Below are 16,788 nucleotides of genomic sequence, written 5' to 3' on the forward strand. Positions count from 1 at the left end.
AATGGAATTAACTGTAAAAGACTTAGAAATATTGATTGGGCAAGAATCGATCGTTAAAAGCATCTCTTTTCAAACGCAAAAAAAGCAATTTGTAGGAATTATCGGAGCTAATGGTTGTGGAAAATCGACGATGCTCAAAGGAATTTATAAAGGAATCAAACCGCAAGCTGGCAGTGTGTTTTTAGATGAGTTGGATCTTTTATCTGTGTCAGAAAAGAAAGTGGCTCAAAAATTAGGTGTGGTCAATCAATTTAACGAGCTAAATTTTGATTTAAGCGTTTTTCAAATGGTTTTATTAGGACGAACGCCACATAAAAAACTATTAGAATCAGATACGCAAGAAGATATTGAGATTGTGATGGATGCGTTGGCTAAAACGAATTTGACCAACTATTCTGATCGAAGTTTCTTGTCATTATCTGGTGGCGAAAAGCAACGTGTGATTTTAGCTAGAACGATTGCACAACAACCTAGCTACATGATATTAGATGAGCCAACAAATCATCTGGATATCCGTTATCAACTTGAGATCTTGAACTGTGTGAAAAATCTTAGCATCGGTGTTTTAGCAGCGCTTCATGATTTAGAACTAGCCGCTCATTATTGTGATTATATTTATGCGATGAAGGCGGGGAAAATTATTGCTGAAGGAAAACCAGAGGATTTATTTACAGCCGCATTGATCGAAAAGCTTTATGGCGTTAAATGTATGATTTACCAAAATCCAGTGACACATCGTTTAGGTTTTTCCTATTCTCTAGATTAATTACTAGATTTAAACTATATATGGAGGAAGCGAAAAAATGAAAAAAATAGTTATTATTAGTTTATTAGGTTTAATGATACTGGTAGGTTGTGGACAAAAAAAACAGATGGCTACTCAAAAAAGTCAAAGCGCTGGTTATCCTGTGACCGTTCAGAATTTTACTAAAGCAGAAGGTGCACAAAGTTGGCAAAAGAAAGAGCAAACATTTGATAAAGTACCAGAAAAAGTTTTAGCTAATACACGGCCTGCTGCGGAGTTATTGCTACACTTAGGTTTAAAAGATAAAATTGTTGGTGTAGGTGCTGTTTTTGGTGAACCAGACAAATCCGTTGAAAAAGAGTTTAGCAAATTGAATCAGTTATCAACAGATTATATTGGAAAAGAAATGGCGTTAAGTGTTGATCCAGATTTGATATACGGCCGTGGCGGTTTATTTGACAACCAAGATTGGGGTGTAGGAACAGTTGATACGCTAAATGATATGGAGATAAAAACCTTTGTATTAAACTCTTCGGTTACAGGTGGCACGTTTGATTCAGTATATGATGATATCGATAATTTAGGGAAAGTTTTTAATGTGACGGAGGAAGCCAATACGTTTAAATCCGAATTGAAAGAACGTCAAGCAACTGTAAATAAAAAATTAGTTGAAATTAAAGACGATCAAACATTCGCTTATCTCCATACAACAGATCCTGCAGAATTATATGTATATCCTGCAAATAACGAAACTTTTTTCAATGATATTTTCAAAATGGTAAGGCTCGACAATGTTTTCAAAGACGAAAAAGGTGAGGTCAGTGTGGAAAAATTAATTGAAACGGATCCAGATGTTTTGATCGTAGCTGATTGGGAAACGATGAAAGATGGACTCTCGGGTGAAAAAATGATTGATGCTGTGTTGAAAAATAAAAAACTTTCTAGTATGAAAGCAGTTAAAAATAAAAAAGTTTATGCGGTTGATTATAATTATATGTTTGGCTATGGGTATCAATCATTAGATGGAATTGAAAAATTAGCAGATGAAATGTATTCAGAAAAATAGAAAGGCTAATTTCTGCATATTTCTGAAGCCTTCAATTCTTAGTACTTAGAATTTGATGTGATCGAAGCGAAGCAGAGTAGTTGCTTTTTTCTTGCCGTTTATTCGGATTTAGAGCGCAAAACAAAACTGAACTTTAGTTTTGTTTTGCGCTCTTTAAGGCTTCGAAAATAAGCATCTGTCCCATTTTGTTTAATAACAAATGTAATTATTTAGATGAAATTATGTAGGGGAAAATAGTTGTCTATTGCAATGATAGTACTTGGCCGATATAGACAGTTGAATCAGTTAAATTGTTTTTAGTCATAAGCTCTTGAAGAGAGAGCTTATTTTTTTCAGCGATCATAGAAAGTGTATCTCCAGATTGGACGGTATAAGTTGTCGCTGTAGGAGGTGTTGTCACTGTTTCAGCTTGTCGCTCCGTTGATTGTTCTGTGGTCTCAGATGAAGAAGTTGTTTGTTCTGAACGAGTTGAGCTTTCAGTAACAGAGCTAGGCTGTGTTTTTTGAACTCGTTTTGTAGAACTATCTTTGATAGAAACGTTTTGCTCAGTATTGTAAACTGCTGGCGCTTTTGCGTTTGCTCCTTGCTCTAGCAAACGTACTTTCTTTTCTATGCTATTTAGCTGTGCTTCTTGTTTTGAGGTTGCTTGAACATTCAAGAATAACAAGAAACCTATGGCAAATGTGTTGATGAACAATAATAAAATAACGAAACGTATGAGCGATTTTGATTGTGGCTGCTGGTTACGTCTTGAGTATTTTTCTTCCAAAAAATTTCCACTCCTTTCATTATTGATTCATAATAGAAATATTATAAATCAACGTAATATTAGTATAGCACAATGTTATAAAACTCTCAAAGGGGAAAATAAATTATCAATGATAGCAACTAGATTTAATTGTAAAAAATGTTATGAAGCAAGGCTGGGATCAATAGATCGCTAAAATATTCGGTATTGATCGAATGATTTTACCAAACTTAGTTTCTTCTTTGGCAAATATTGGCACCGTAAACACTGCTCTATGTGAAGAATTTTTATCCTATGCTTCTTTACTAAATACGAATATCTGTTTTCTCCATCAAGGTATTCTTGAACGATTTTCAGTTTAAATTCAAAGCTGTATCTTGCCATAAAACTAACGACCTCCAAAAATTAGTTTTATGATGCACCCCTTAACTTGGATGTTAGTCCAGGTTATGATTGCATTACAAAACTTATTTTTGATGCTAATTAGTAGAATCGTATTCTTTATATTGTATAAATATATATTCGGATTAAGGAAAGATAAATAATTGTTATCAAAAGAGAAGTTGCTCAAATTCTAAAATTTCTTAAAAAATCAGATTGAAAAATGACTTTAAAGTAGTGGGGTGTACTGGATGGAAAATTTAGTTGAATCAATGAATGAAGTCGAGAAATTGATTGAGCTATTGCTAAAAAAATGATTCAATGCGCGATTGTTGGTTTTTATTTGAATAGCTTATAAAAAAGCTTTTGAAAAATTGATTACAAGCTAATATTAATTATTGTTGATGGCGGCATGTAATTTCATTAAGCATGGAAACTATTTCTATTATTGAATAATGGATGTGAAACAAAAGTAACCACTACACTCCGCTTCGGTCACATCATTCTGTCTCAGCCTTTATTTCTTTAAAACAGCCTATCATATGAACTTTCTCCGAGCCCTTGTTATAATTGATCTGTAGTGAGCAATGTAGATCCAATATTGATAGAGCTTTTGAATATGTTTGAACAATCAAGGAGGATGTCATAATGGAAAGATTTGACGTAATAATTATCGGTAGCGGACCAGGTGGTATGGCAGCAGCATATGATTTGAGTGCAAATGGAAAGAAGGTTGCGATGGTGGAATCAGATTTGTGGGGTGGAACGTGCCCGAATCGAGGCTGTGATCCTAAAAAAGTTCTTTATGGTGCTGTTGAGGCTAGAGATAATGTAGTACAATTAAAAAATAATGGTTTTGATAAGGTACCTGAAATCAATTGGCGTGACTTAATGACATTTAAGGAGACTTTTACACAACCTGTATCAGTGGAACAAAAATCTGGACTAGAGAATGCAGGAATTCAAACAATCACAGGAATTGCCAGTTTTAAAGACCAGTATACAATCACTGTAGGAAACAAAGACTATCAGTCAGATATATTTATTTTAGCAACAGGGCAGCGTCCCGCTATCATAGATATTCCTGGAAAAGAACATTTTGGTACAAGCACAGACTTTCTAAGCATGAAAGACTTACCAGAAAAGATCGCATTTGTCGGTGGAGGATACATTTCGCTTGAACTAGCGAATATTGCTGCTTGCTGTGGGAGCGAAGTACATCTGCTTCATCACAACGAGCGCCCATTAAAAGGATTTGATGAGGAGTTAACAGATGAATTGATCGCCAAACTTACAGTTCGAGGCATACATTTTCATTTTAATGAATCAGCTGAGTCTATTGCTAAAAAAGAAAAACAATTTGAGATAACCTTGACGAGTCAAGGAACATTATTGGTTGATCGAGTATTTTGTGCAACAGGTCGGATACCTAACACGGAATGCTTGAACTTGGAAAAAATAGGTGTCGACTATACGCCTAAAGGAATCATAGTGAATAATCGATTACAAACAACCTTGGAAAATATATACGCATTAGGAGATTGCCTGCAAAAAACAGAACCAAAATTAACTCCCATTTCTAGTTTCGAAGGTAGTTATCTAGCCAAACACCTTAGTGGAGAAACACAAGAAAGCATCAAATATCCTGTTTTACCGACTATTATCTTTAGTTCTCCCAAATTGGCACAAGTTGGATTGACTGATAAAAATACTATAGCAAACAAAAACTATGAAGTACAAGCTGTAGATTTATCGCAATGGTTTACGTATAAGCACATCAATGAACCTTTAGTTAAAGCGAAAATTATTAAGGAAAAAGCAACAGGATTACTGGTTGGTGCAACAGTTCTAGGGAACGAGGCGGATCAACTAATAAACATGTTCACTTTGATAATCGATCAAAAATTAACATCTGAAAAAATTAATCAGATGATTATGCTCTATCCAACATTATCTAGCGATTTGAGTTACCTTTACTAAGAAGAAGCTGTGAACGAACATTATAGACTCGTTTACAGCTTTTTAACTATGATTGTAGAAAAAATAAACATTGACTTGTAACGGGGTGTAAGTAATAATAAACTAATTACTTTTAAAGGTGTAAGAAAATTGTTTATATAAAATTGATAAATATAATTTATCGATTACATGAAAATAAAGCATTAGATATTATGAACAATTCTTCTTAAAATATAGATAGTGAAAGATTGAGCAAAGTTAAATTTAAACGGCTAGGAGAATGGTTATGGATACAGCAAAGAAAAACTACACCCCTTTGATAGGCTCTTTATATACAAATTTTATTTTTCAGGGTATGGCGGCAATTATTTTATCTCAAAATTTAAATGCTTTGATGGACAGTTGGCAAGCAACCGTTCAGCAAGTTACTTTGGTGATTAGTGGTATCGGGTTAGGACGTGTCCTAATTTTGTATTTTGCTGGTTATTTTTCGGATAAATTTGGGCGTAAGAAAACAGTACAGTTAGGGATTATTAGTTACTTGATTTTTTTCCTAGGAATTTTAATGAGTCAAAATTATTTACAAGGGCTCTTTTTTGCTTTGTTTGCTGGATTCAGCAATGCGTTCTTAGATACAAGTACCTATCCGACCTTAATGGAAGCTTACCCAAATGAAAAAGACAATAGTTCTCTTAGTGTATTGAATAAAGCTTTTATTTCATTAGGGCAGTTTATATTACCGTTGTTGACACGATTTATGTTGAACCATGGAATTTATTACGGGCTTGTTTTTATCGGCTGTGCGTTAGGGTTATTTCTTAATTTGCTGTATATTTCTAAACTTGGGTTTCCAGAAAGAACAGAGATGCAGGAAATCATGCCACAGGTAATTGAAGAAGAAATAACTGTTAAAGGGAAACAACCGCTGTTTAAAGTTGAAGGATTAGCATTATTAGTGTTCAGTTTTACTTGTGTGTCGACCTTTAATATTTTTATTTTATGGATACCTTCTTTTGCAGAATCCTTTAATCTAATGAATCATTCGAATAGTTTAGTGCTAGTCAGTGTATATAGTATCGGTTCGTTTGCATCAGTATTTTTAACATCATTAATTGTAAAACGTGGTGTTGCGCCGACCGTATTAATTGTTTGGTGTACGCTCATTTCATTGATCTTGCTGATTGGAATGACGCTATTTCCAAGTGTTCCAATGTTTTTGATCGGTTCGATCGGTATCGGTGTTTTTGCTGCTGGAGGAATTTGGCAGTTGGGATTGGCAGTATTGTTGGAGTTGTTTTCAAAAGGTAAAGGACGGATCACTAGTTACTATTCTATTGCAACGTCCATTTCCGTGATGATTGTGCCATACATTACAGGGCAGTTAGAAAAAATCAATGTATCATTGATTTTTGGTTTAAATATTGTCTTAACGTCGATTGGGGTTGTTGCAGCAGTAATTATTCGGTACCGCTATAAAAAAGTAATGAGTACAGATAAAGCAATCGATAAAGAAGTTGTTGCATTAAAAGGGGTTATTGATTAAAAATGCTATAGAGCCAAATAAAAGAGGGGAAAGATGAGGAAATTATTTCTTTATCTCTCCTCTTCTTTTTCACTGATAGTGAAGTTCGTTTCCTTGACGAAAACCGCTCAACTAGCTAGTATTTAACTAAAAGAGGCAAGTGGAGAGGAAGTAGCAGAATGAGTATCTATGACTACAAAATAAAAACGACTGGTGATAAAACAGTTTCAATGGAAGAGTATCGTGGAAAAGTACTTTTAATTGTAAACACAGCAACTGGTTGTGGGTTTACACCTCAGTATGAAGGGCTGGAAGACTTATATAAAAAGTATCGCGAACAAGGTTTGGAAATCTTAGATTTCCCTTGTAATCAGTTTGGCCATCAAGCTCCTGGTACAAATCAAGAAATTAGTGATTTTTGTCAGTTGACGTATCAAACGACGTTTCAAACGTTTGGAAAAATCGACGTGAATGGGGAGAACGCTGATCCATTGTATGATTTTTTAAAAGGTGAAAAGGGCGGACTTTTAGGTGGTGCGATCAAGTGGAACTTTACCAAGTTTTTAGTGGATCGTGACGGTAACGTTGTAAAACGCTTTGCACCGACTGTAGAGCCAGAAAAAATTGCTGGGGATATTGAAAAATTATTGTAAGAAATAATTTTTTTATTCTTGATATCAAGAATCTTCTCATGGTATAATAGTTTTGCTAAGAACGAACAAGAGTAAGCCTCTAGAGAATTGGACTCTCTAGGGGCTTTTTGTTGGCTAATATCGCCATATCTACAGTTACTTCTTATAATTGTTATTCAGCAATACTCAAATAACGAGATCAGAATTCCAACAAGAAGCGGACAGATTAATGCTACAAACATAAAGAGGATACCCTCCATACAGTCTCTAGACTGTAAGATAGGCGACAACATAAAATATGCAAAGCTGAGAGTGAATTCCTTTTTTTATGGCTGTTTTAGCATGAAACAAATTGAACCCCCTTACCAGTATAAAGATTGTGTAAAGAACCAATCCCAACTTTAACACTATCTTTATATGAAATTTGATATCCTGTTTTTATCAAATGAAGGAGAGGAATTTTGATGACGATTATTTCCGGAATCATTGCAGCATTACTGCTAATTTATTTATTCTATGAACTATTTTGGGGGGATCAACAGTGAACGCTATTTTTATTCAACAAGCTGTCTTTTTTATAGTATTGATCGGTTTAGCCGTTCCACTAGGCTTTTATATTCATAAAGTGATGACAGGTCAAAAAACACTCCTGACCAGAATCATCGATCCAATTGAAAATACAATCTATCGTTTTTTAGGAACACCAGCTCAAAAAGAAATGAATGCAAAACACTATAGTTTCAGCGTGTTATTTTTTAGTTTATTTTCGCTGATAGTACTTATGGCAATGATGTTGGGACAACAGTTTTTACCACTAAATCCAGAAAAACTTCCTGGTACCAGTTTTTCATTGGCGTTTAATACGGCTGCAAGTTTTGTGACGAATACGAACTGGCAGGCATACGCTGGAGAGGATACATTGTCGATCTTTACGCAAGCTTTTGGACTGACTGTTCAAAATTTTGTGTCAGCGGCGGTCGGAATTGCTGTGTTGTTTGTTTTATTAAGAGGTTTTACGAACCGAACAACAAAATATATTGGGAATTTTTGGCAAGATTTAACGAGAATCACGTTGTATATCTTATTGCCACTTTCATTTATTGTTTCGTTAATCTTGATTTCTCAAGGTGTCGTTCAAACATTTGCTGGTTCAGTTGAAACGACAAGTTTAGAGCTAGGACAAAAAATCTTTTTACCTTTAGGAACTGTTGCTAGTCAGGTTGCAATCAAACAATTAGGAACTAACGGCGGCGGTTTTTATGGTGGAAACGCTACATATCCATTTGAAAATCCTAATGTAATCAGTAACTTTGTTGAAAATATTTCTATTTTATTAATTCCTGTCGCTTTGATTGTTGCCTTCGGCTTGTTCGTTAAGGATTGGAAACAAGGTAGAACGATCATGATTGTTTCATTTAGCTTTTTAATTGCTGCAATGATCGGTGTGACCTTGAGTGAATATTATGGACCACAGTTTAATGAGGTACTTGGACAAATGAATTTAGAAGGAAAAGAAATCCGTTTTGGTGTTGGCTGGTCTAGTCTTTGGGCAGTAAGTACGACAGCTGCTTCCAATGGGTCGATTAACGCAATGTTAGATAGTTTTATGCCATTGGGTGGGGTGATTCCGATGTTCTTGATGCAACTAGGTGAGATTATTTTTGGAGGTACAGGAAGTGGCTTGTACGGAATGCTCGCGTTCATCTTATTAGCGATTTTTATTGCAGGTTTGCTCGTTGGACGAACACCAGAATACCTTGGGAAAAAAATCGAGCCTTTTGATATGAAGATGGTTTGTTTAGTGATTTTAACGCCGCTTCTTTTAACCCTAATAGGAACAATGTTATTCATTTTAAATCCGCAAGCAATGAGTTGGCTGACAAATTCAGGCCCGCATGCCTTTTCAGAAGTTCTCTATGGTTTTTCTTCTCTAGCTAATAACAACGGAAGTGCCTTTGCAGGGTTGACAGCAGATACAACATTCTTGAATATTCTAGGTGGTATGATCATGATTTTTTCTCGGTTTATTCCAATGCTCGCAATCATTTATCTTGCAGCTAATTTAGGGAAAAAGAAAATCGTAGCAACTGGATCAGGTACACTTTCAACAACCAATGCAACTTTTGTAACAATGCTGATCATTGTGATTTTAGTGATTGGGGCATTAAGCTTCTTACCAGCAATGGCATTGGGTCCAATCGCGGAACATTTCATTACAAAATAAGTAAAAGAAGGGGATTCTTTTGAAAAATACGCAAAATAAGCGCAATGTTTATATGGATGCTTTTAAATCTTCTTTTAAAAAACTTGCGCCAAATATTCAAGTTAAAAATCCAGTGATGCTGGTGGTTTATACAGGAGCGATCTTAACAACGATTCTTTATGTTCTAACATTTTTTGGCTATACAGATACCAACCCGTTTTTTATTTTAGCGATTGCCATTATTTTATGGCTGACGATTCTATTCGCCAACTTTGCTGAAGCAATTGCTGAAGGGCGAGGAAAGGCTCAAGCTGAAAGTTTAAAACAGGCCAAAAAAGATGTTACAGCACATAAAGTGGATTCTTTAGAGGATGCAAAAAATCAAAAATTCACCCAAATCAAATCGTCTGACTTAAAAAAAGGTGATCTTGTCTATGTGGCGGTGAATGAGCAAATCCCAATGGACGGTGATGTGATCGACGGAGCGGCTTCTGTAGACGAAAGTGCGATCACAGGGGAATCAGCTCCGGTAATTCGTGAATCAGGTGGTGACCGTAGTGCTGTAACAGGAGGCACAACTGTTGTTTCAGACTACCTTGTGATCAAAGTTACCGCTGAAAATGGGGAGTCTTTCTTAGATAAAATGATTTCAATGGTGGAAGGAACCGAACGTAAGAAAACCCCGAATGAAATTGGTCTACAAATCATTTTGATTATGTTAACGATTATCTTCTTAGTCGTTTCGGCAACATTACTGCCATTTACGAAGTTCTCAAGCGAATTAGTAGGTACAGGCTCGGCTTTATCTTTAACGGTAATTATTGCTTTACTCGTTTGTTTAGCACCCACTACGATTGGGGCTTTGGTTTCTTCTATCGGGATAGCAGGAATGAGTCGTTTGAATAAAGAGAATGTTATTGCGATGAGTGGACGTGCAATCGAAGCGGCCGGTGACGTTGATATTTTGTTATTGGATAAAACAGGAACCATAACATTAGGAAATCGCCGCGCTAGTGAATTTATTCCAGTGACAGGGATTAAAGAATATGATTTAGCGGATGCAGCTCAACTTTCTTCTTTGGCAGATGAGACGGCAGAGGGACGAAGTATCGTAATCTTGGCGAAAGAAAAATTTGCTATCCGTGGTCGTGAACTGAATGATGTTGAAGTAGAATTCATCGAATTTACAGCAAAAACAAGAATGAGCGGTATCAACTATCAAGGAGATGAAATCCGTAAAGGTGCCGCAGATACAATGAAGAATTATGTAGAAGCAAACGGGAGTGTATATCCTGAAGAGTGCGACACGATTGTTCAACGGATAGCGAATGAAGGTGGAACGCCGTTGGTAGTTGTTAAAAATAACCAAGTTTTAGGTGTGATTTACTTAAAAGATATCGTAAAAAACGGCGTGAAAGAAAAGTTTGATGATCTGCGCAAAATGGGCATCAAAACCATCATGATCACAGGAGATAATCCGATGACGGCTGCCGCAATCGCCGCAGAAGCTGGAGTGGATGATTTCTTAGCAGAAGCCACGCCGGAAAATAAAATGAGCTTGATTCGTGACTATCAAGAAAAAGGACACCTTGTTGCAATGACTGGAGACGGCACTAATGATGCGCCTGCTTTAGCGCAAGCAGATGTAGCCGTAGCAATGAATACGGGAACGCAAGCTGCCAAAGAAGCGGGAAATATGATTGATCTAGATTCCAGTCCAACCAAATTGATCAGCATTGTAAAAATCGGTAAACAATTATTGATGACACGCGGTGCTTTAACTACATTTAGTATTGCTAACGATATTGCAAAATACTTTGCGATCATCCCTGTGCTATTTTTTAGTATTTACCCTGCATTGGATGCATTGAACATTATGAGATTGACTAGTCCGACTACTGCAATTTTGTCAGCGATCATCTATAACGCATTTATTATTGTAGCCTTGATTCCATTGGCTTTAAAAGGTGTTTCCTATAAAGAAAAACCAGCTAGTCAGATCTTACGTCACAACTTATTGGTTTACGGTTTAGGTGGTGTCGTGGCACCATTTATCGCAATCAAATTGATCGATATTTTCTTGACACTTCTTTTATATTAAACGAGCCCGTTACACTTTTAGATTATCTAGTTTCACGGGCTAATTCTTCGGAAAAAAGATAAAATCCGCTTGTGGCAAAAAGCGCCACGCTCTGATTTTCCTATTTTTCAGTCAGAACTAAACGAGCCCGTTACACTTTTAGATTATCTAGCTTTACAGGCTAGCTCCTCAGAAAAAAGATAAAAATGGAATGTGACAAAAAGCATCACAGTCAATTTTTCCTATTTTTCAGACGGAGCTGGACGAGCCTGTTCAGCCTTAAATGTTAGGAGAGAAAAACAGTGGAAAAAATTATGATTGCCTCATTAAAAAGTATTCTAGTATTCACGTTACTATGCGGTGTAGTTTATACAGTTGCAGTCACTCTTGTTGGTCAAGTTGTCTTCTCAGCTCAAGCTAACGGTAGTTTGGTCAAAAAACAAGAAGCTGGGGAAACGGTTGTGATTGGGTCTAAATTAATTGGTCAATCATTTGTTGGAGAAAACTATCTTCAAGGCCGACCTAGTGAAGTGAGTCAATTATCACCTGTTTCAAAAGAACAAAAAGAACGAGTCGAAAAACGAGTCAAAACAATTGATGCAACAGATATTCCCGTTGATTTAGTGACGGCATCAGCTAGTGGTGTTGATCCTGAAATTTCAGTTGAAGGAGCACTTTTTCAAAGTGAACGAATCGCTGCTGCCAGAAATATGAAAAAAGACGATGTCCATGCTATAATCAAACAAAACATCATTGGTATGAAAATCGGCGGCATCACGTCGCAACGCGTGAATGTGTTAGGTGTTAATCAAATGCTGGATGAGGCGGAATAAAAAGTGAGATCAGAAGGAACTCCTTCTTAATTTCTCGGAGTTAAAAACTTCTGTCCCAACCTAGGAATAAAGGGTGGAACGACAAGTGGAAGAAGAACGTTTAGATCCAGAACAACTTTTAGCAAAATGGAAGAAAAACGAACAAAGCCTGAGGTCTGGTAGACTGAAGGTTTTCTTCGGTTATGCAGCAGGTGTGGGGAAAACCTATGCAATGCTTAAAGAAGCACATGAACAACAAACAGAAGGTAAAAATGTGCTGATTGGTTACGTTGAGCCCCATGCGCGACCTGAGACACAAGCATTAGTAGATGGACTACCTATTTTACCTACAAAAAAATATGAATATAAAGGGATTCAGATCAATGAATTTGATGTGGATGCGGCACTAAAAGAAAAACCAGATATTATTTTAGTTGATGAATTGGCGCATACAAATGCTATCGGTGCCAGAAATAGAAAAAGATATCAAGATATCGAAGAACTATTAAAAGCTGGTATTGATGTGTATACAACAGTCAATGTACAACATATCGAAAGTTTAAATGATGTCGTGGAACAAGTGACAGGTGTCCATATTTCAGAAACGGTTCCCGATACATTTTTTGAAACGAGCGCATTAAAAGTTGTAGATATTGAAACTGAAGAGTTATTGGATCGATTGAAACAAGGAAAGATTTACCATTCTGAAAATGCTAGAAAAGCGATGGCGAACTTCTTTACCTCGGATAATTTAACATTATTAAGAGGGCTTGCCATCCGCAAAGCTTCAGATCATATCAACACGACCAATCAACAAGAGACACAAAAAAGTACAGGGATCCATTCTAAATTACTAACGATTATTGATGAAAAAAATCCAGATATGACCAAAAAATGTTTACGTTGGACGGCTCGATTAGCGCAAGCTTTAGGGACAGAATGGATCGCATTAGAAATTTTAGAAGATACATCTGAACATACCGAGTCGGACAATTCGAAGCTAGCTGCTAAATTGGGCGGTGAGGTTGTTACGTTAGAAAGTGATAATCAAAGAGAAACGATCATTCAATATGTGAAATTACGAGGTGTCACTGATTTAGTGATGGGAAAAGTCATCAAACGTTCTCGCTTTATTCGTTTATATCGCCCAGATTTAGAAGATGAACTAGTCGGTTTTATTCCAGATGTAGATATTCACTTAGTTCCGTATCAATCCAATAAATATCTATTGAACAAATATACTGCAAAGAAAAAGAATTTAATGAGCATTTTTACTTGGCAAGATTTTTATATGACAGGTGGGTTACTTACAGCTGCGACGATACTTTCTGAATTTGGCTCTTATTTTCATATCGGAGATCAAAATTTAAGTTTAATCTATATTCTTTTCGTGTTACTCGTCGCTCGATTGACGACGGGGTATCTTTGGACAGCATTGTCATCAATTGCTAGCGTATTGATGTTTAACTGGTTCTTTGTTGAACCGTTGTATTCTTTAACTGTTTATAAGCAAGGGTACCCACTAACGTTGATCTTCATGTTACTCGTCGCCTTATTAGTCAGCAATTTAATGATGCAGATCAAAAAACAAGCCTTTTATGCTATGAAACGAGAGCATCAATTAGAAATTCTATATGAATTGAATAAGAAATATCTTGTTACCCATGATCAAAAAGAAATTTTACTAACGACTGCTGAATATTTATCAAATATGTTAGATCGAGAAGTGATATTATACGGAGAAGAGGAACTGAAAAACCCTTCAGGTGCACCAATAAAAGGACCTTTAAGAAGTTTAGAAGAATTAGCAGTCGCCAATTGGGTCTTTGTTAATCAAAAAGAAGCGGGCTATGGAACAGATACATTGATGGGCGCAAAAGCACTCTATTTGCCAGTGTTATCAAATGGTGTAACGTTAGCTGTTATTGGTATTGAAAAAAACAAAGAAAATCCAATTACAGATGAAATCATTACCTTTATCGAATTGATTTCTACGCAGCTTTCATTAGCAATCGAGCAAAATAACTTAACCTCAGAACGGCAACAAATTTTGTTTGAAAACGAAAAAGAGCGGATGCGCGGCAATTTATTACGAGCTATTTCTCACGATCTTAGAACACCGCTAACAGGGATTTCTGGTTCGGTACAAACGGTTTTAGATGACCATGAAGCAACTAAATTACCAGAAGAAACGAAAAGAAAACTGCTTGTAGGGATCAAAGAGGATGCAGATTGGCTGATTCGTATGGTGGAAAATTTACTATCGATCACTCGGATCAATGAAGAAACAATGAAAGTTGCTAAAAGTAAAGAAGCAGCTGAAGAAGTTGTTTCATCCGCCATTCAGCGTATCAAAAAAAGTTATCCAGAAAGCGAAATCAGTGTGACACTTCCAGACGAATTTATTCTGGTTCCGATGGATTCGATTTTGATTGAGCAAGTCTTATTCAATTTGATGGAAAATGCCATTCGTCACTCAAATTGTCACTCACCAATCTTTGTGACCGTCACAGCTATTGCTAAAGAGGTTGCATTTGAAGTAGCTGACCAAGGGAAAGGCTTGACTGATGAGCAAATCAATTTGCTGTTTGATGGCATGAGTAAACAAAATACACCCGTTGATTCTAAAAGTGGTATGGGGATTGGATTGTCTATCGTTAAAACGATCATCATGGCGCATGATGGAACGCTTCATGCTGGAAATCGACCACAAGGTGGAGCTGTCTTTACCTTTTCCTTACCGCTAGAGAGAAAGGAGCAAAAATGATGGCAACGATTTTGATTATTGAAGATGATGATGTGATCGCAGAATTTATGGGTGCTGTTTTAGAAAAAGAGAAACACACGATTCACTTAGCGCACTCGGCGTTAGAAGGATTATCAACTTTTCGCATGTGGTCAGTAGACCTGATTTTGCTCGATTTAGGTTTGCCAGATCAAGATGGAATCGAAGTGTTGAAGAAAATTCGTGAAACTTCCCCTGTACCAGTGATTATTATTTCTGCTCGTGATCATGAAAATAATAAGGTCGAAGCCTTAGATTTAGGTGCGGATGACTATATTACAAAACCCTTTGGCACACCAGAATTGCTTGCTAGAATCAGAACTGCTTTGAGGCATGCTATAAATAGTTCTAAGTTAAGTGAAGCGAAGAAAATCATCAATGGTGAGTTATGCATTGATATCGAACATCATACAGTGAGTAAAGGTGGACAAATGATTCATTTAACACCGAATGAATATAAGATCATTCAAGTTCTTGCTGAAAATGTCGGGAAAGTGTTGACCCATACCTACATTTCTCAAAAAGTTTGGGGACCTTATAGTAATGAAAGCCAAACGCTGAGAGTGAACATGTCCAATATTCGTAAAAAAATCGAAGACAATCCCGTTGAACCAGACTATATTTTGACAGAAATCGGGATTGGTTATCGAATGTTAGAAAAATAGAGGCGTACATCATTCTTGAAAAGAGGGGCAAAATGAAGATATTGACCGCAATTGATTCTATGAAAGGTTCTTTAAGTAGTATTGAAGCGAATCAAATCATTGCAGATATTTTTACGAAAGAGGGGCATCAAGTCGAACAAGTAGCGATAGCCGATGGTGGTGAAGGAACGGTTGATGCTGTTATAAAAAATAATAATGGTCAAAAAATTGCTGCGCACGTTCAAGCCTTGAATGGGGAAAAAATTGTTACTCATTTTGCTTGGTTTGAACCAGAGAAATTGGCAGTAATCGAATCAGCTGCTGCTTCCGGCATTCAATTTTTAAATGGAACAGTGACGACACATCCAAATAATACTTCTTCATATGGTACTGGTCAGTTAATCTTAGCTGCAATCGATCACGGTGCCCAAACAATCGTGATTGGTTTGGGCGGAACCGGAACAGTTGATGGCGGTATCGGGTTATTGAATGCTTTAGGGATCGAATTTTATGATAAAAATCAGCAAAACTTACCCGCAAAAGGGAGTAGTTTGGCCAAGGTCGACAGTTTCTCAAAGAAACGACTAGACCCTAGAATCGAGAAAATCAACTTCCAAATTGCAGCGGATGTTAAAAGTCCGTTAACTGGAGAAACTGGTGCTGTAAAAATGTTTGGGCAGCAAAAAGGTTTAGTTAAATCAGAAGTAGCTGAATATGAATTAGCCATGAAACACTTTCAAACTCTTGTAATTAAAGAGAAACAATCATTACCAGGAGATGGTGCAGCTGGAGGACTAGGCTTTGCTATCAGAACATTTTTGCATGGGACTTCCCGTTCCGGTTTTGAGTTTATATCAGAACAAACAGATTTAGAAACCTTGATCCAACAAGTTGATTTAGTGATTACTGGTGAAGGTAAAATGGATAATCAAAGTATACAGGGAAAAGTACCTGTTGGCGTTGGCAGAATGGCTAAAAAATATGGTATCCCTGTTATTGCTTTTGTAGGGACGTTCTCAGGGGATGAGAGTCTGTTCCAAGATGAAGGCATTTCGGTAATCATTCCAATGATCGATCAAATTACGACGCTAGAAGAAGCAATGAATGGGGCAAGAGAAAATTTAAGGCGTGCGTCAAAGCGCGCTATTCATTTAGTGACACTACTACAATAATAAAAAAACAAGATTAGCTGGTTAGAGAAACCAAATAAT

Annotated in this window: 14 protein-coding genes; 12 read left to right on the top strand and 2 right to left on the bottom strand. The window is 36.6% G+C overall.

Annotation, left to right across the window (positions count from 1 at the left end; translation table 11 throughout):
- Nucleotide 1: 1 nt before the first annotated feature.
- Nucleotides 2-766, top strand: coding sequence for an ABC transporter ATP-binding protein (locus AC4BBR_RS02390; RefSeq protein ID WP_490460988.1), 765 nt, complete (start codon nucleotides 2-4; stop codon nucleotides 764-766).
- Between the two features lie 37 nt (nucleotides 767-803).
- Nucleotides 804-1,811: an ABC transporter substrate-binding protein gene (locus AC4BBR_RS02395; RefSeq protein ID WP_490460989.1), complete on the top strand. Its 1,008-nt coding sequence runs from the start codon at nucleotides 804-806 to the stop codon at nucleotides 1,809-1,811.
- A gap of 241 nt (nucleotides 1,812-2,052) precedes the next feature.
- On the opposite strand, the gene AC4BBR_RS02400 is transcribed toward AC4BBR_RS02395, so the two are convergent.
- On the bottom strand, nucleotides 2,053-2,580 hold the full coding sequence (locus AC4BBR_RS02400; RefSeq protein WP_490460990.1) for a LysM peptidoglycan-binding domain-containing protein: 528 nt from the start codon (nucleotides 2,578-2,580) through the stop codon (nucleotides 2,053-2,055).
- A gap of 1,008 nt (nucleotides 2,581-3,588) precedes the next feature.
- On the opposite strand from AC4BBR_RS02400, the gene AC4BBR_RS02405 reads away from it, so the two are divergent.
- The 3 genes from AC4BBR_RS02405 to AC4BBR_RS02415 all read left to right on the top strand — a co-directional run bounded on the left by AC4BBR_RS02405 (nucleotide 3,589) and on the right by AC4BBR_RS02415 (nucleotide 7,074).
- On the top strand, nucleotides 3,589-4,920 hold the full coding sequence (locus AC4BBR_RS02405) for a dihydrolipoyl dehydrogenase family protein (RefSeq protein WP_490460991.1): 1,332 nt from the start codon (nucleotides 3,589-3,591) through the stop codon (nucleotides 4,918-4,920).
- Between the two features lie 265 nt (nucleotides 4,921-5,185).
- The gene (locus AC4BBR_RS02410) at nucleotides 5,186-6,442 is read left to right on the top strand and encodes an MFS transporter (RefSeq protein ID WP_490460992.1); all 1,257 of its coding nucleotides are present in this window, start codon (nucleotides 5,186-5,188) and stop codon (nucleotides 6,440-6,442) included.
- Nucleotides 6,443-6,600: 158 nt separating this feature from the next.
- Nucleotides 6,601-7,074: a glutathione peroxidase gene (locus AC4BBR_RS02415; protein ID WP_490460993.1), complete on the top strand. Its 474-nt coding sequence runs from the start codon at nucleotides 6,601-6,603 to the stop codon at nucleotides 7,072-7,074.
- A gap of 155 nt (nucleotides 7,075-7,229) precedes the next feature.
- Here the strand turns inward: AC4BBR_RS02415 and AC4BBR_RS02420 are convergent, their stop codons facing one another.
- The gene (locus AC4BBR_RS02420) at nucleotides 7,230-7,346 is read right to left on the bottom strand and encodes a type I addiction module toxin, Fst family (RefSeq protein ID WP_490460994.1); all 117 of its coding nucleotides are present in this window, start codon (nucleotides 7,344-7,346) and stop codon (nucleotides 7,230-7,232) included.
- A 171-nt stretch (nucleotides 7,347-7,517) separates the two neighbouring features.
- Here AC4BBR_RS02420 and kdpF point away from each other — a divergent pair, with 171 nt between their 5' ends.
- From kdpF to AC4BBR_RS02455, 7 genes are all read left to right on the top strand, one after another.
- Nucleotides 7,518-7,598, top strand: coding sequence for a K(+)-transporting ATPase subunit F (gene kdpF / locus AC4BBR_RS02425; protein WP_069635352.1), 81 nt, complete (start codon nucleotides 7,518-7,520; stop codon nucleotides 7,596-7,598).
- Entirely contained in the window at nucleotides 7,595-9,277 is a 1,683-nt protein-coding gene (gene kdpA / locus AC4BBR_RS02430) for a potassium-transporting ATPase subunit KdpA (RefSeq protein WP_490460995.1), read from the top strand. Before kdpF ends, kdpA begins: the two co-directional genes overlap by 4 nt.
- Before the next feature lie 19 nt (nucleotides 9,278-9,296).
- Nucleotides 9,297-11,357: a potassium-transporting ATPase subunit KdpB gene (gene kdpB, locus AC4BBR_RS02435; RefSeq protein ID WP_490460996.1), complete on the top strand. Its 2,061-nt coding sequence runs from the start codon at nucleotides 9,297-9,299 to the stop codon at nucleotides 11,355-11,357.
- 281 nt (nucleotides 11,358-11,638) lie between these two features.
- Nucleotides 11,639-12,169, top strand: coding sequence for a potassium-transporting ATPase subunit C (locus AC4BBR_RS02440; RefSeq protein WP_490460997.1), 531 nt, complete (start codon nucleotides 11,639-11,641; stop codon nucleotides 12,167-12,169).
- 85 nt (nucleotides 12,170-12,254) lie between these two features.
- Nucleotides 12,255-14,915: an ATP-binding protein gene (locus AC4BBR_RS02445; protein ID WP_490460998.1), complete on the top strand. Its 2,661-nt coding sequence runs from the start codon at nucleotides 12,255-12,257 to the stop codon at nucleotides 14,913-14,915.
- Entirely contained in the window at nucleotides 14,915-15,598 is a 684-nt protein-coding gene (locus AC4BBR_RS02450) for a response regulator transcription factor (protein ID WP_490460999.1), read from the top strand. Before AC4BBR_RS02445 ends, AC4BBR_RS02450 begins: the two co-directional genes overlap by 1 nt.
- Before the next feature lie 32 nt (nucleotides 15,599-15,630).
- Nucleotides 15,631-16,749 (top strand): glycerate kinase, encoded by a 1,119-nt coding sequence (locus AC4BBR_RS02455; RefSeq protein WP_490461000.1) that lies wholly within the window; start codon nucleotides 15,631-15,633, stop codon nucleotides 16,747-16,749.
- Nucleotides 16,750-16,788: the final 39 nt, after the last annotated feature.

It is taken from the genome of Enterococcus sp. AMC1251 (genome assembly GCF_058216535.1).

Bases quoted from the DNA above. Each gene is read 5' to 3' on its own strand.
- AC4BBR_RS02390 (WP_490460988.1), top strand. From the start codon at position 2: ATGGAATTAACTGTAAAAGACTTAGAAATATTGATTGGGCAAGAATCG.
- AC4BBR_RS02395 (WP_490460989.1), top strand. From the start codon at position 804: ATGAAAAAAATAGTTATTATTAGTTTATTAGGTTTAATGATACTGGTA.
- AC4BBR_RS02405 (WP_490460991.1), top strand. From the start codon at position 3,589: ATGGAAAGATTTGACGTAATAATTATCGGTAGCGGACCAGGTGGTATG.
- AC4BBR_RS02410 (WP_490460992.1), top strand. From the start codon at position 5,186: ATGGATACAGCAAAGAAAAACTACACCCCTTTGATAGGCTCTTTATAT.
- AC4BBR_RS02415 (WP_490460993.1), top strand. From the start codon at position 6,601: ATGAGTATCTATGACTACAAAATAAAAACGACTGGTGATAAAACAGTT.
- AC4BBR_RS02420 (WP_490460994.1), bottom strand. From the start codon at position 7,346: ATGTTGTCGCCTATCTTACAGTCTAGAGACTGTATGGAGGGTATCCTC.
- kdpF (WP_069635352.1), top strand. From the start codon at position 7,518: ATGACGATTATTTCCGGAATCATTGCAGCATTACTGCTAATTTATTTA.
- AC4BBR_RS02450 (WP_490460999.1), top strand. From the start codon at position 14,915: ATGGCAACGATTTTGATTATTGAAGATGATGATGTGATCGCAGAATTT.
- AC4BBR_RS02455 (WP_490461000.1), top strand. From the start codon at position 15,631: ATGAAGATATTGACCGCAATTGATTCTATGAAAGGTTCTTTAAGTAGT.